15 protein-coding genes and 1 tRNA gene are annotated in these 14,643 nt (G+C 68.0%); 6 read left to right on the top strand and 10 right to left on the bottom strand.

What is annotated here, in order from left to right; translation table 11 throughout:
• Nucleotides 1-199 precede the first annotated feature (199 nt).
• The 4 genes from OG579_RS13955 to OG579_RS13940 all read left to right on the top strand — a co-directional run bounded on the left by OG579_RS13955 (nt 200) and on the right by OG579_RS13940 (nt 4,122).
• On the top strand, nt 200-1,681 hold the full coding sequence (locus OG579_RS13955) for a DUF222 domain-containing protein (protein ID WP_328856413.1): 1,482 nt from the start codon (nt 200-202) through the stop codon (nt 1,679-1,681).
• A gap of 259 nt (nt 1,682-1,940) precedes the next feature.
• Nucleotides 1,941-2,357 carry an NUDIX hydrolase gene (locus tag OG579_RS13950; protein ID WP_328856412.1) on the top strand — a complete coding sequence of 139 codons (417 nt, stop codon included), beginning with the start codon at nt 1,941-1,943 and terminating at the stop codon, nt 2,355-2,357.
• Nucleotides 2,354-3,271: a tRNA glutamyl-Q(34) synthetase GluQRS gene (gene gluQRS / locus OG579_RS13945; protein WP_328856411.1), complete on the top strand. Its 918-nt coding sequence runs from the start codon at nt 2,354-2,356 to the stop codon at nt 3,269-3,271. The genes OG579_RS13950 and gluQRS overlap by 4 nt, the downstream gene beginning before the upstream one ends.
• Nucleotides 3,272-3,402: 131 nt before the next feature.
• A complete protein-coding gene (locus OG579_RS13940; protein WP_328856410.1) occupies nt 3,403-4,122 on the top strand; it encodes an RDD family protein in 720 nt (239 codons plus the stop codon).
• A gap of 31 nt (nt 4,123-4,153) precedes the next feature.
• Here OG579_RS13940 and tgt read toward each other — a convergent pair whose 3' ends face one another.
• The 4 genes from tgt to OG579_RS13920 all read right to left on the bottom strand — a co-directional run bounded on the left by tgt (nt 4,154) and on the right by OG579_RS13920 (nt 9,120).
• Entirely contained in the window at nt 4,154-5,443 is a 1,290-nt protein-coding gene (gene tgt / locus OG579_RS13935) for a tRNA guanosine(34) transglycosylase Tgt (protein ID WP_408068680.1), read from the bottom strand.
• 42 nt (nt 5,444-5,485) lie between these two features.
• Nucleotides 5,486-5,965, bottom strand: coding sequence for a cupin domain-containing protein (locus OG579_RS13930; RefSeq protein ID WP_328856409.1), 480 nt, complete (start codon nt 5,963-5,965; stop codon nt 5,486-5,488).
• A gap of 110 nt (nt 5,966-6,075) precedes the next feature.
• Complete coding sequence (locus tag OG579_RS13925) at nt 6,076-8,433, bottom strand: MMPL family transporter (RefSeq protein ID WP_328856408.1); 2,358 nt, start codon at nt 8,431-8,433, stop codon at nt 6,076-6,078.
• Nucleotides 8,434-8,508: 75 nt separating this feature from the next.
• Nucleotides 8,509-9,120 (bottom strand): TetR/AcrR family transcriptional regulator, encoded by a 612-nt coding sequence (locus tag OG579_RS13920; RefSeq protein ID WP_328856407.1) that lies wholly within the window; start codon nt 9,118-9,120, stop codon nt 8,509-8,511.
• A gap of 128 nt (nt 9,121-9,248) precedes the next feature.
• Between OG579_RS13920 and OG579_RS13915 the strand changes: the two genes are divergently transcribed.
• Complete coding sequence (locus OG579_RS13915) at nt 9,249-9,764, top strand: hypothetical protein (protein ID WP_328856406.1); 516 nt, start codon at nt 9,249-9,251, stop codon at nt 9,762-9,764.
• Nucleotides 9,765-9,831: 67 nt separating this feature from the next.
• On the opposite strand, the gene OG579_RS13910 is transcribed toward OG579_RS13915, so the two are convergent.
• The 5 genes from OG579_RS13910 to OG579_RS13890 all read right to left on the bottom strand — a co-directional run bounded on the left by OG579_RS13910 (nt 9,832) and on the right by OG579_RS13890 (nt 12,802).
• The gene (locus OG579_RS13910; RefSeq protein WP_328856405.1) at nt 9,832-11,226 is read right to left on the bottom strand and encodes a wax ester/triacylglycerol synthase domain-containing protein; all 1,395 of its coding nucleotides are present in this window, start codon (nt 11,224-11,226) and stop codon (nt 9,832-9,834) included.
• A gap of 68 nt (nt 11,227-11,294) precedes the next feature.
• Nucleotides 11,295-11,385, bottom strand: a tRNA-Ser gene (locus OG579_RS13905).
• Between the two features lie 71 nt (nt 11,386-11,456).
• Nucleotides 11,457-11,666 carry a CsbD family protein gene (locus tag OG579_RS13900; protein WP_045824786.1) on the bottom strand — a complete coding sequence of 70 codons (210 nt, stop codon included), beginning with the start codon at nt 11,664-11,666 and terminating at the stop codon, nt 11,457-11,459.
• 127 nt (nt 11,667-11,793) lie between these two features.
• Nucleotides 11,794-12,255, bottom strand: a complete 462-nt coding sequence (locus OG579_RS13895) for a nucleoside deaminase (protein ID WP_328856404.1) — start codon at nt 12,253-12,255, stop codon at nt 11,794-11,796.
• Nucleotides 12,256-12,292: 37 nt separating this feature from the next.
• Nucleotides 12,293-12,802 (bottom strand): tRNA adenosine deaminase-associated protein, encoded by a 510-nt coding sequence (locus OG579_RS13890; protein ID WP_045824805.1) that lies wholly within the window; start codon nt 12,800-12,802, stop codon nt 12,293-12,295.
• Nucleotides 12,803-12,906: 104 nt separating this feature from the next.
• On the opposite strand from OG579_RS13890, the gene OG579_RS13885 reads away from it, so the two are divergent.
• The gene (locus tag OG579_RS13885) at nt 12,907-13,935 is read left to right on the top strand and encodes a prephenate dehydrogenase (RefSeq protein ID WP_328856403.1); all 1,029 of its coding nucleotides are present in this window, start codon (nt 12,907-12,909) and stop codon (nt 13,933-13,935) included.
• Here OG579_RS13885 and OG579_RS13880 read toward each other — a convergent pair.
• Nucleotides 13,908-14,591 (bottom strand): putative glycolipid-binding domain-containing protein, encoded by a 684-nt coding sequence (locus tag OG579_RS13880; RefSeq protein ID WP_408068679.1) that lies wholly within the window; start codon nt 14,589-14,591, stop codon nt 13,908-13,910. The genes OG579_RS13885 and OG579_RS13880 overlap by 28 nt on opposite strands.
• Between the last annotated feature and the right edge of the window lie 52 nt (nt 14,592-14,643).

The following is a 14,643-nucleotide window of genomic DNA, read 5'->3' as shown; positions in this document are numbered from 1 at the left end:
TGTGCTGACAGCGTCACGCGAGACGACGACGAAACAACGCACACTCGACGGTCGGCTTCCGCACCGTCAGCGGCAGTAGAACTCAACCACCCACCCGAAATGCGCTCACGTTCAACACTATTCACGATAATCAACCTCCCACCCTTCGAACACGCGTGCTAGAATAGACGTACAGTCACACCTGGGGAGGAGCGTCACCGTGAGCGATCTCGTAGCGGATTACGCTGCCCTGGAACAGATCTTGAACAAGATCGCTGCATCCGACTCCACAGCGTGCGACGGGGAGACCGTCGCCGAGCTGGCGATCCGCCACGAACACACCATCCGCCGAATGGAATCCATCGGCAACCAGCGCATCCTCGAGGTCTCCGACCGCGACGCCCACCGGACCGTGGGATGCGTGACCGTCACCGAGTTCCTGCAGACCAAACTACGGATCACGCATCCCAAGAAACGGTTGCAGGCGGTCCAGGCGCTGGAACCGATGCACGCGATGACCGGCGAGGAACTGCCGCCGGTCTGCCCGAACACCGCTCGCGAGTTGGCCGCCGGAACGATCGGGCTCGACCACGTCCACGCGGTTCTCGACGTGATGAAGAAGATCCCCTCGGCCGTCGGCGTGGAACAGCGGGCGCGGGCAGAGGAAGTCCTGGCCGAATTCGCAACCACACTCACGCCCAAAGAGATCACCGCTGCCGGCGTGCGGATCCTGGCGCATCTTGATCCGGACGGCATTCTCACCGACGACCGCGATCGCGCACGCAACCGGAAACTGAACCTCGGCTGCCAAGACAGCCAGTTGATGTCGACACTCACCGCCACACTCGATCCGATCACGCGGGCCCTGTTCGACGTCGTGCTCGCCAAGTGGGCCGCGCCCGGGATGAACAATCCCGACGACGACCAGTCACCGAAGGGTGATCACGGCGATGCCGACCCGGAACTGCTCAAAGACGCAGCTGACCGGGACTACCGCAGCCAGAGCCAACGCAACCACGACGCCTTCACCGCCCTGCTCGATGCCGCCGTCAACGGTGGCCTCCTAGGTGGGTCGCATCGAGGGTTGCCGCCCCAGATCATCGTGTCCATCACCGACGCACAACTCCGTGAGCATGCAGGCTTCGCACGCACCGCCGCCGGTTCCGACCTCCCGATCAGCGACGTGATCAAACTCGCTGCCGATGCACAACCCCACCTCGCCGTCTTCAGCGATGTCACCGGTGAACCCTTGTTCTTCGGCCGCGGCCGCCGGCTCGCGTCGCAAGCGCAACGGTTGATGGCCTTCTCGCAGTACAAGGGATGCAGCAAAGACGACTGCACGACTCCGTTCGCGCTCACCGAAATGCACCACGCGGAGGCTGATTGGGCCGATGGAGGACTCACCGACTCGCCGCACATGGCACCCGCCTGTGGCCGCCACAATCGGGCTGTCGGATCCGAGTCCCATCAATGGTCGACCGAGAAGATCACCGACGGCCCCGACAAGGGCCGCTACGGGTGGCGTCGTAACACCGACCCACCGGAGAAGCTTCGCGCCAATCAGTTGCACCGGATCGACGAACTGCTACAACGACATTCCCGAGAAGGCGATCCACCGTGCCCCGAGCGGAGTGAACCGCCGCCGGCTCGGAGCTTCGACCTCACCTGGCCGCGGGCTCCGCTGTACCTCGCTGCCTCGTAGCTGGTTGCGTTCTACCGCCGCTGACTGTGCGGAAAGTCGTCGTCGAGTGTGCGCTGTACGACTGTCGACTCACGCGAGGCGGCGAGCACACTCGACTGAACTTTCCACACACTCAGCCCAACCACCCGACTGGACTGTCGACTCACGCGACGCGGTCAGCACACTCGACTGGACTTTCCACACACTCAGCCTCGACTTCCGCGACCGTACGTTTTTCCAGACAGTTGGCGCGGTCGGCGGCGCGGTTAGGCTCGATGTCATGGCGAACTCGATCCGGCCGATCGTGCTGGCATTGATCCGGCGACCATCCGACGGCGCCCTCCTTGTCACCGGCCACGGGATCGGAACCGACGACCCGCGGGTCCGCCCACTCGGCGGCGGCATCGAGTTCGGCGAGTCCGCGCGCGCCGCACTCGACCGGGAGATCGCCGAAGAGCTCGGCGTCACCGTCGCGTCCGCGACACTCCTCGAGGTCTTCGAGAACCTCTTCACCGCCGACGGCGAGACCGGCCACGAGATCGTGTTCGTCTTCGACACCGAGCTCCACGATGCCCCCGTCGACCGCGATCGCTTCCCGATCCTCGACGCCCCCCACGAGATCGCGTTCTGGTGGCACCCCACTGACACCTCCGCCCGTCTCGTGCCCGCCGAGCTCGTCCACCGAGTCGCACGATGATCCAGACACCCGGAGCGGGCCGATACGCGCCGTCACCCTCGGGCGATCTCCACATCGGAAACCTCCGCACGGCGCTGCTCGCGTGGTTGTTCGCCCGCAGCACCGAGCGCCGCTTCGTCCTCCGCATCGAGGACCTCGACGAGCGTTCCCGCGACGGCGTCGCCGACGCCCAACTCGGCGACCTCTGCGCACTCGGGATCGAGTGGGACGACGAGCCGACCGTGCAGTCGCGACGCACCCACATCTACGACGCCGTGATCGACGACCTGACCGCCGCCGGCCGGACGTTCGAGTGCTTCTGCAGCCGCCGCGAGATCCACGCCGCGACCACCGCACCCCACGCCCCGCCGGGTTCCTATCCCGGCACCTGCCGTGACCTCGGCGAGGCGGACCGCGCCGCCCGACGCGCCGCGGGACGGGATCCGGCCATCCGATTGAAAAGCGACACAGATTCTTTCACGATCACCGACACCCTCTGTGGCGAGTTCACCGGCGCCGTCGACGACTTCGTCCTCCGACGCGGCGACGGGACCGCCGCCTACAACCTCGCCGTCGTGATCGACGACGGCGCCGAAGGGGTCGACCAGGTGGTCCGCGCCGACGACCTGCTGACCTCGGCCCCACGGCAGGCCTACCTCGCCACACTGATCGGGGTGCCCGTCCCGCAGTACGCGCACGTGCCCCTCGTGCTCAACACCTCCGGGTCGCGCCTGGCCAAGCGTGACGGCGCCGTCACACGCGCCGACCTCGCCATGGTCGGCGTCGACGACACACGGCTGCTGTCGTTGCTGGCGTCGTCGCTGAACCTCGGGACCGTCGGCGAAAACCTCACCGCGAACGACGTTCTCCGCCGATTCGATCCTGCACGCCTCCCGAACGGCCCGTGGATTCTCGATCCCGACGATCTCTGGTGATCGACGATCATCGACGTGCGATCGCGAACCTCCTCGTCGTCGGTGATTTCCTCGGTGTCCGATTGGTTCTGATTTAGACTGGCGGCCACGCGGACCACACCCCGGCACGCGCCGAAACGAGAGGACGTCACATGACCGGACCCCAGTACCCGGGCCAGAATCCGGAGGGTCAGGATCCTCAGTACGGGTCGCCCCAACCCGGGCAACCCCAGTACGGACAACCTCAGTACGGCCAGCCGCAATACGGTCAGCCCCAGTACGGCCAACCGCAGTACCCGGCTCCTGACCTGTCCAAGGGTGGCGCCGAGGGTTCGTACCCGCCGCCCGGGCAGTACCCGCCCCCGCCGCCGGTGGGCCAGCAGCAGTACGGCGAGCAGGGCATCTACTCGACCTCGGGCCAACCGGCCGGGGCCGGTGTCCGCCTGGGTGCGCGCATCATCGACGGCATCATCGTCGCGATCCCGGTCGCCATCGTCGAGGGCATCGTCGGCGTCGTCGCGGGTAACGCCGTGTACTACATCGTGTCGGTGATCCTCAGCTTCGCGGCGATCCTGTACTTCACGTACTTCGAGTCCCGGAAGGGCGCGACCCTCGGCAAGCAGTTGTTGAAGCTGCGCACCGTCGGACCCGACGGCAACATCCCGACCCAGGAGGTCGCGTTCAAGCGCAACATCTGGATGCTGCTCTCGGTGCTGACCGCGCTGCTGAACTTCCTCTTCATCCTGCCCGCGCTCGTCGGACTGGTGACGCTGGGTCTGGTCATCGCCATCGGCGTGACCATCAGCAACGACCCCAACAAGCAGGGACTGCACGACAAGTTCGCGGGCGGCACCCGCGTCGTGCGCGTCTGATCATTCGAACGCCGCTGTCACGCGGGCAGTCTCACCGACTGCCCGCGTAATAGCGCGCCAGGAACGCGTCGCGGTACTCGATGTAGTTGCCGTCCTCGATGGCCTGGCGCGCGCGGTCCACCAGCGTGACGATGAAATGCTCGTTGTGGATGGTGCACAGCGTCGAGGCCAGTCCCTCCTTGGCCTTGAACAGGTGGTGGATGTAGGCGCGGCTGTACTGCGTCGAATAGTTCTCCAGTTCGGGTTCCATCGGCGAGAAGTCGGCGCGGAAGCGGCTGTTGGTGATGTTGTAGCGACCGTCGAACGAGTAGATCGCCCCGTTGCGCGCCACCCGCGACGGCGACACACAGTCGAAGGTGTCGATGCCGTTCTCGATGGCGGTGAAGATGTCGTCGGGTTCGCTGATCCCCAAGAGGTGTTTGGCCGTGTCCCTGGGCAGTTCGTCGTTGACCCACCCGACGATCTGTCCCAGATTCTCCTTCTCCAGCGCTCCTCCGATGCCGTATCCGCCGAAACCGCGTCCTCCGGAATCCTGGTCTCGTCGGCTCGCCTCCATCAGTCCGCGCGCTGCCGCGCGCCGCAGGTCCTCGTACTGCGCGCCCTGCACCACGCCCCACAGCGACTGCAGCGGCCGGTCGTGCCGTTCGCGGGTCAGGCGGTTGTGTTCATCGAGGCATCGGATGGCCCACAGGCGGGTGCGTTCGAGTGAATCCACCTGGTACGCGCGGGTGTTCATCAGCGTGGTCAGCTCGTCGAAGGCGAAGATGATGTCGGCACCCAGCTGGTGCTGGATCTGCATCGACACCTCCGGACTGAACCGATGGGTGGTGCCGTCGAGATGGGATTTGAAGGTGACGCCGTCGTCGTCGACGCGGGCGAGTCGCTCCTTGCCCGGCGCGATGACGTCGTCGTTCTCGGTCTCCCGCACCTCCATCGAGATGACCTTCTTGAACCCCACGCCCAGCGACATCACCTGGAACCCGCCACTGTCGGTGTAGGTGGGACCGGGCCAGTTCATGAACCGACCCAATCCACCTGCGGCGTCCACGATCTCGGGTCCCGGCTGCAGATAGAGGTGATACGCGTTGGCCAGCACCGCCTGCGCACCGAGATCGGCCACGGCCTCGGGCACCACGGTCTTCACCGTCGCCTTGGTGCCGACCGGGATGAACGCCGGCGTGCGGATGTCACCGTGCGGGGTGCGGATGACCCCGGTGCGACCGAGGGTCCCCGCGAGCTCCGTGCCGAACACGAAGCTGTGGTCGGGGGTGGTGGCGCTGCGGTCGGTGGTGTCGGGATCGGGGGTGTCGGGGTCGGTCACGACTCCCGATCATCCCAGACCGACACAGCCGCGTACCTCCTCCTACCGCGGGGCGTCACACGGGGGCGCGGGGGCGTCCTCGAAGAAGGGCTTGCCCGCGGGCAGCAGGTACAGCACGTCGAGCACCACCGGCGACGACGTCAGGTTGCGCCCCACGTGGGTGTTCTTCTCGCCCTCGGGTTCGACGATCAGCTGGCCCTGGCGGTAGACGACCGGCTTGCAGTCGGCTCCCGGGTGGGTGAGCGTGCCCTGTTTGACGATCCCGATCAGTCGACCGTCGTGGAAGTGCCATCCCGTGGTGCCGCCCGGCGCGATCGTGATCTCGCGGACCGTCGCCTTCCCCGGCCCGGTGATGAACGGCAGGAGGCCGGCGGGGATGTCGGCCCGGGCCAGTTCGACTGCACTGATGCCCGAACTGGGTGTGGCGTGCGCGGTGGTGACGGGAACGGCGAGTGCGACCAGGGCGGCGGCCGCCGCGATGCCGAGCCGGCGGGACACCGATGTGATGCGGGTCACTGTCATCGGGCCAGACTAGACGCCGCGGCGACGACAACGGCGACGATCGCCGCGATTTCTCGCTGCCATCGTCGCCGTCCCCCGAGCTCACCGCGAGGGCATGTCCACGTCTGGGGTCAGACGCCGACCTTCTCGCGGTGCCGGCCGCCGTCCGGTGTCGTCTGGGCGAGGTACTCGCCCAGCTTCTCGCCTTCGACATCGACATTCGGCAGGATTCGGTCGAGCCACTTCGGCAGCCACCACGCCTTGTCACCGAGCAGCGCGAGCGCGGCCGGGATGACGATCATGCGGATGATGAAGGCGTCGAAGAAGACCGCTGCGGCGAGGGCGAAGCCCATCGACTTGATCAGCGAGTTGTCCTGCAGCATGAAGGCCGCGAACACCGAGATCATGATCGTCGCCGCCGCGGCGACCACCCGGGCGCTGTGACCGAAGCCCTTCTTGATCGCGTCCCTCGCCGAGGCGCCGTGGACGTACTCCTCGCGCATCCGGGTCACCAGGAACACCTGATAGTCCATCGCGAGGCCGAACACGATGCCGATGAGGAAGATCGGCAGGAAGCTCACGATCGGTTGCGGGTTGCCGATGAGTCCCAGGTCGCCGTTCTGGAAGATGGCGACCGTGGCGCCGAAGGTGGCGATGATGCTGAGCAGGAATCCGAGCGCCGCGGTGAGCGGGACCAGGATCGAGCGGAACACCAGCATCAGCAGGATGAAGGCGAGACCCACGACCACCGCGAGATACGGGATGAGCGACTGCGAGAGTCGGTCGGACACATCACTTTCGATGGCGGTCTGACCGGTCACCCCGTAGGTGACACCGTCGGCCCGGGTGATGCCCGACTCCGCCGACCGCAGGTCCTTCACCAACTGCTGGGTGTCGCTCGAGCTCGGGCCGCTGTTGGGCAGCACCGTGATCACCGCGGCATCGCCGGCCTTGTTCACATCGCCGGGGCTCACCAGCGCGGTCTTCACGTCGGGCAGCTGCTTGATCTTCGTGACGACATTGTTGAACGCGGCGTTGCGGGCGTTCGGATCCGACACCCCCGAGGCGTTCGCCACCACGACCAGCGGACCGTTCTGGCCGGGACCGAAGCCCTCGGCCACGAGGTCGTAGGCCTTGCGGGGCGACGTCGACGGATCGGAGGTGCCGTCGTTGGGCAGCGCCAGCTTCAGACCGACCATCGGCGCGGCGATCACACCGAGGACCACGACACCGAGCACGAGGGCCACGGCCGGGTGCTTCACGATCTGGTTGACGAACCGCGAACCGTTCGACACGCGCGGCGTGGTCGAGCCCGCCGACGCACGCGTGTCGGGTGCGTTGAGGAACCCGATGGAGCCGGCGAACGCCTTGCCCCCGAACAATCCGAGCACCGCGGGCAACAGGGTGAGCGCGACGAGGACGGCGACGAGCACCGTGACCGCGGCCGCGAGGCCCATGGCGGTGAGGAACGGGATGTTGACGATCGACAGCGCCGACAGGGCGATGATCACCGTCAAGCCGGCGAACACGACCGCCGATCCCGCCGTGCCGACCGCGCGTCCCGCGGCCTCGGCTCGGGTCTTCGACTGCAGGAGCTCGTGTCGATAGCGGGAGACGATGAACAGCGCGTAGTCGATGCCGACCGCGAGGCCGATCATCGTCGCGAGAATCGGGGTCTCCTCGCTGAGGCTGAAGAATCCCGACGCGGCGCTGACGCCCATGAGGCCGATGACGAGTCCGACCAGAGCGGTCAGGATCGGCATGCCCCACGCCACGAACGACCCGAACGTGATGATGAGGACGACGACGGCCACGCCGACACCGATGAGCTCGGAGGTGACACCGATGGCCGGCTGCGGCAGCGCGGTGCCGCTCATCTCGACGGTCAGGCCGGCGTTGCGGGCCGCGTCGGCGACGGCGGTCTGCTGGTCATGCGCCTTGGCGGAGACGTCGGTCGCCTGGGTCGCGGTGTAGGAGGCGCCGAGCTGCGCCACGGTCGCGTTCGCGTTGATCGGCGACGATGCGGCGGCGTCGGCTCGCGCCTGCGCGTCGGACTTGCCGAAGGTGTCCTTCTGGAAGTCGACGGAGGTCTGGACCACCTTGCCCGGATCGCTCGGCGTCCCGAACGCCTCGGGGCTGAAGGGGTTGACGATGGAGTCGGGCGCCTTGACGCCGTCGAACTGCTTCATCGAGGTGACCATCGCGTCGATGGCGGGCTGGTAGTCCAGCAGGGTCTTGCCCTCCGGCGCCTTCAGCACGTACTTGATGCTGATGTCCTGCGAGAACTTCGGCTTCTCGGGGAAGCTCGAGACCAGGCTGTCCTGAGCCTTCTCCGACGGGATGCCGGGGATGGAGAAGCTCGAACTCGACGGGCCGGCGAGAGTCGATCCCGCCACGCCCATGCCGACCAGGATCAGCATCCAGATGCCGATGACCTTGAATTTGTTCGTGAACGCCCACTTGCCGATGCGGTACAAGTATGTGGCCATGGATTCTTTCCTGTTCGACGACGGATGTCGTTGGTGGTGAGTCGGTTTCGGGCGTCCTGGTCGGTGCTCGAGGAATCAGGGATCGGGTAGCGGCGCGGCCATCCCGGTGCGGATCTGTTCGAAGGTGCGCTGCAGCGTCGCGCGCAGCGCCTCCGGCGCCACCTCGCCGTCGAGGTGGTCCTCGAGGGCGACACGGATACCGACCGCGGCGCACCCCAGGACGAGTCGTGCGTAGGTCAGTCCACCGGGGCCGATGGACCGCTGCTCGCACAGCGCCTCGAACCGCGCGACGATCGGGTCGATCCCGCCGTCACGGCTCTTCTTCATCGCGATGGACGGTTCGGTGTCCATCAGGGTCATCAGGTGCGCGAGCGCCCGGGCGTCGCCGTCGCGGTCGCAGATCACCTCGATGAACGCCGCAGCGGCCGAGTCCCAGAACCCCTCGTCTCCGGGACGCGCCTCCAGCGCGGTGAAGATCCGATCGATGACCTCGCTCAGGTAGAAACGCAGCGCGTCTTCCTTGCCCGCGAAGTAGTTGTGGAACGTGCGCGGCGAGACGCCGACCTCGGCGGCGACCGCCTCCACCGAGACGCTGTCGAAACCCTCCGCCTCTGACAGACGCAGCACGGCGACGGCGAGCGCCTGCCGCGTCGCCGCCTTCTTCGTCTCCCGAAGTCCCGAGGTCATGCCGTCGATCATGACCGAACTTGCGTAATTCTGCAATTTTTCCGACGTACGCACTTTTGCGTGATCGGTCACTGCGCCGCCGAGAAGTGACCGGGGTCGCACCCACGCCGTTCGATACGGTGACAACCATGCTGATGCATCGAGTCCGGGCGGCCGTCATGATCGCCGTCGCGACCGCCACCCTGGGTCTCGCCGCGTGCGGCGACTCCGGCGACACCACCGCCGACAGCTCCTCGACGGCCGCGGCGCCGAACCCCTCGGGGGCGGCCACCTCGGGATCAGACGCCTCGGGAGCAGCGGTCGACCCGGACGCGCCCACCACCACCGATCCGAGCGCGGCGGCGGTCCCCGGCCCCCGACTGCCCGCGGCCACCTCTGTCCCGCCGTCGAAGGCGGCGCCGTCCATCTCCGGCACGCGGTGCGACACCGCCAACGGACCCGAGGGCGCGTTGCGGGTCGTGATCTTCCCGGGCGGTTCGGTCGACTGCGCCACCGTGATGCCGGTCGCCCGCGCCTACGGCCCGACGATCTCCACCGGGCGCAACCGCACCGTCGACGGCTGGTCCTGCGGCCCGTCGCAGACCACCGGTGTCCTCGCCCGCTGCACCCGCGGCGAATCGTCGTTCGGCTTCATCCCCCAGTGACGTCTGTTCTGGGGCGTCAGCTGCGGGGCATCAGATCCGGGAGGTTCCGCGCGAGCCGACCGCCACGTCAGGCGATGGTCACTGCCAGTTCGTCGAGTGCTGCCCGCAGCAGATCCGCGTACTCGTCGGCATCGGGCACCGCGTCGGGTGACGTGAGCACCCCGAGGGTCACCGTGGTCCCCAGTCCGTAGATGCCGAGGCCGATACCGATGTCGGGCGACAGACACGGGAATCCGGCCACCATGACCGCCGGCCCTCCCGACAACTCCATGTCGGCGACACCGCAGTTCACACTCGTCACCGACATGTGTGCGGGGACGAATTCCGTCCGCATCCCGGGTCCGCGACGTAGATACCTCGAGAGAATCGGCCTGGGAACGGATTCGACGAGCCGCATCATCGTGATGGCGTCACGGCTGACCAGGCGTCGGCGTTCGGTGGCGAGCGACGACCGGATCGTCTCGGCGCGATCGAGCGCCGTGGACGATGCGACCCCGAGTCCGACCACCGCCGTGGCAAATCTGTTGGCCCCCACCCACTGCACGCTCTCACGCACCGCGACCGGCACAGCGGCGGCGAGGGAATCGGGCGCCTCGCCGCGGCGGATCAGCAGGCGTTCGGTGGCGAGCGACGCGGCGCACAACGCGATCTGGGTGACCGTGAACCGTTGCGACGCCGAGATGCGGCGAGGGATCGGTAGAACGGTCACATCGCGAACCCCGGCACCGCAGGTGTTGATCGATGCGCGGCGCAAGGGCGCGGTCGGTCGATCCGCCCCGTCCGACGGTCGCGCCGAACGGCGTCCCGCGACGGCGGTCGCCACCAGTGCCGACGGCAGACGCACGAGACGCCCCAACGCCCGGCCGAAGTCACGCAGTCGCCACCCCACCGCGCCGGGTTCGTGGGGCTCGGAGGCGGCGGCGACCTCGGCGTCCGCGGGGTTCGGCGTCCGACCGAAGAGGGCTCGCAACAACGCGGCGCCGCCGAGTCCATCGGTCAACACGTGGCTGAACCGCACGAACACGATCGTGGCGCGACCGTCGACGTCCGGCACGCCGACGACGTCGGGGGCGATGTGGAGCTGCCACGGGGTGCGGGTCGCGTCCAGGGTCGACGCGAGGAGTTCCTCGACCCGGTCGACACATGTCGACCACTGACGGGTCGCCTCCGGTGTCGAGGACGTCGAGCCCTCGTCGACGAGCCGGTGCACGCACTCGCCCATGTCGGCGGCGTGGTGCACCCACCGCGGATAGTCGATGCCGGCCGGACTCTCGGCGAGCCGCTTGTTCAGCGCAGGGATCGCGGCGGACCGACCGGCGATGACCTCGACCAGGTCCTCCCACGCGGGAGCGGCGGCAGGTCCTGCAGTCGCGAAGGCGAGCAGGAAGTACTGGTCCGTGGGCATCGCATCGGAGGTTCCAAACCAGAAAAGTGAATCTTTAGGATCTACAACAACCGCCATCGAACCACCATACGGCGGCCCCTCACGACAAATCCCCCGCCCGCGCATCGCGCGAACGGGGGATCTGGTGGCGGTGGCGGGGGGATTTGAACCCCCGGTACGGGGTTACCGCACACAGCATTTCGAGTGCTGCACCTTCGGCCGCTCGGACACGCCACCGCCGAAGACACTACCGCAGGACCCCGGTGAGCCTAAATCCGCTGCTCAGGGGCCATGCAGTGCCGGCGGGGTCACTTGCCGGTGAGCTTGTCCTTGACGTCGTCGATCTTGCCCTTGACCGCATCGGCGGCGTCGGCGATCTTCTGCTTGGTGTCGGCGGAGGCCTGGTCGCCCTTGCCCTCGGCCTTCAGCTCGTCGTCGCCGGTCACGCTGCCGGCGGCTTCCTTGCCGCGTCCCTTGAGTTCTTCGGCCTTGTTCTTGGCGTCGTCGGTGATGCCCATGGTTCATCCCTTCGTCGAGCGTGCGGGGGCCTCTGCTTCGGCGGTTCTCCTACCGCCACAACCCTCGGGGTCGACGCGCGACCCTCCTCCACCGTGCCACGCCGTTCGCGACGCGGCCATGATGCGATCACCCGGATCGGTGCGCCCGGAAGAACTCGTGGAGCAGCGCGGCGCACTCGGCTTCGCGGACACCCGCCCGGACCTGCGGTCGGTGGGTGAGGCGTCGATCGCGGACGAGATCCCAGAGCGAGCCCACCGCGCCGGTCTTCGGTTCCCAGGCACCGAAGACGAGTCGGCCGATCCGCGCCGAGGTGATCGCACCGGCACACATCACGCAGGGTTCGAGGGTGACGACCAGGGTGCAGTCCTCGAGTCGCCATCCGTCCCCGTGGACGGCCGCCGCAGCCTGCAGCGCGCGGATCTCGGCGTGGGCGGTCGGGTCACCGTCCCGTTCCCGGACGTTGCCACTGCGGGCGATCTCGCGCAGATCGGCATCGAACACGACGGCCCCCACCGGGACGTCGTCCACACCCGACGATGTCGCAGCCTCCAGCGCCACGGCCATCAGGTCCGCATCGCTCGGTGTCATGGATCGGTCGGCCTCATCGCGTGGGCTCCGCGTCGGGTCAGTGGCCGAGCTTGTCGAGGACCCGACCGAGTTCGTCGGCGAAGCCGAGACGTGCGGCGATCATCCCGATCTGCTCGTCGGCGTAGAGGTCGGTGTCCCCGACGATCACGCTCATCACCGAGTCCGGCAGACCGAGGTCGGCGAGCACCCCGAGGTCGCCCTCCTCCCACGGCTCGACGTCGTCGAGGTCGTCGGAATCGATGTCGGGGACGTCGATGTTGATGGCGTCGAGGACGTCGGCGGCGATGTCGTAGTCGATGGCGGCGGTCGCGTCGGAGACCAGCAACCGCGAACCCGACGGGGCCGGCCGGATCACCACGAAGAACTCGTCGTCGACATCGAGCAGACCGAAGACCGCTCCGGCGCTGCGCATCTGCTTGAGCGATTTCTCGGCGTCATCGAGGCTGCTCAGCGCTGCGTTGTCCATCGCGGAGACGGTCCACTTGCCCTCTTCGCGAACCACTGCGACGGCGAAACCATCCAGATCGTCCGAACTCGCAGCAGCCATGTGCGACACCGTAGTCGCACCGTCGGAGTTATCCCAAGCGATGGCCCTGGCGGCACCTGCAGGACTCTTTCCGCAGGTGCGACACGATGTGCCACGCTGAGGGCATGTCGGCCGACACCCCATCGCGCACCGCCGCATCCCCGGACACGTCGAGGGCCACCGCACCTCTGTGCGTGCTGGGCCTCGGCCTCATCGGCGGCTCGCTGCTGCGGGCGGTGGCCGACTCGGGGCGCACCGCGTTCGGCCACAACCGATCCACGGCGACGGTCGCCGAGGCCACCGCGGCGGGATATGACGCCGACGACGACCTCGAACGCACGCTGCGCCGCGCCGCCGCGACCGACGCGCTGATCGTGGTCGCGGTGCCGGTGACCGCGGTCGACCCGGTTCTCGACGCCATCGCACGATGGGCGCCGGAGTGCGCGATCACCGATGTGATCAGCGTCAAACAGGCCGTGGCACAGTCGGTGTCGCGAGCCGGGCTGTCGACGCGATGGGTCGGTGGGCACCCGATGGCCGGTACGTCGCAGTCGGGCTGGGCGGCCACCGACCCCGGGCTGTTCGCCGGGGCGAGCTGGGTGGTCGCGGCCGACGACGGCGTCGACCCGTCCATCTGGACCGCCGTCGCCGACCTCGCCCTGTCGGTGGGAGCGGTCGTGGTCCCGGTGGAGACCGACGAACACGACCGTGTCGTCGCGGCGATCTCGCATCTGCCGCACGTGACCGCGGCGATCACCGCGGCGGTCGCCGGGGGCGACGGACAACTCGCCCTGCGCCTGGCCGCGGGCAGCTTCCGCGACGGCACGCGGGTCGCGGGTACCGCGGTGCCGTTGCAGCGGGCGATGCTCGAGGCCAACACGACAGCGCTGTTGGGCGCGATGGACGAGGCCCTCGACCGCCTGACCCGTGCACGCGACGACCTGCGCGACACCGGTTCGGTCGAACTCGTCGTCGCCGACGGTCACCGCGTCCGCACCCGCTGGGAGGCGATGACCTCGGCACCGGCGCAGCCGATCACGGGCGTGACGGTGGGCGAGTCGGGATGGGCGGCGGAACTACGCCGTCAGGCCCACCTCGGCCGCGTGTGGACCACCGAGTCGCGGACTCAGATCCGCTCGGCGAGTCCCTCGTAGTCCCGGACGAAACCGCTGTCGTCGGTGGTGATGGACGACGAACCCACCGGTGACTGCACGGCGATCCCGTCGGCGGACGAGTCGTAGCTCACCGTCGCCGGGGCGACCGAGCCCTCGGGGAGGTAGAGGTAGACGACCGGGACCTGGATCTGCGTCGGGTTGCGATGCAGGTCGAGGCGGCGGATCGGCAGGGCGTTGAAGAACGGGCTCAGCACCAGATCGACGTCCTGCGCTCCACCGAAGTCGCTGCGCTCGGTGCCCTGCGGGGTCTGCACCAACCAGTTGTTCTCGCCGTCGCGGGTGATCGAGATCTGCGTCTCGCCGCCCGCCCTGGCCAGGTGCACCGACAGCCGTCGGGTGACACCCGCGTCGTTGGTGAGCAGGTCGTAGGTCGCCGAGAACGCCTCGTGGGTGTCGGTGGCCGCGCCGATGACCTGTCCGAAGGCCTTCACGCGCAGACCGGTCACCTGTACGCGGACCTGCTCGAGCCGGGTCGCGTCGACGCCGCGCCAGGTGAAGACCTTCTTGAAGTCGTCGGCGGACGACGACACCTCGGTCACGTCACGCTGGGCGTCGTGCACGGGCACATCGCGGTCGGTCGCACCCGGGGCTGCAGGCGCGGATCCCGATGTCGGGGAAACCTGTGGAGAACTCACGCCTCTACGGTAGGCGACCGAGGCCGCTCACGAACAACCGTCGGCCGAACCC

The sequence above is a fragment of the Williamsia herbipolensis genome (assembly GCF_036153515.1).
Lineage (GTDB): Bacteria > Actinomycetota > Actinomycetes > Mycobacteriales > Mycobacteriaceae > Williamsia_A > Williamsia_A herbipolensis.
The sequence above is the reverse complement of the archived record's forward strand: the minus strand, read 5'-3'. Positions and strand labels throughout refer to the sequence as shown.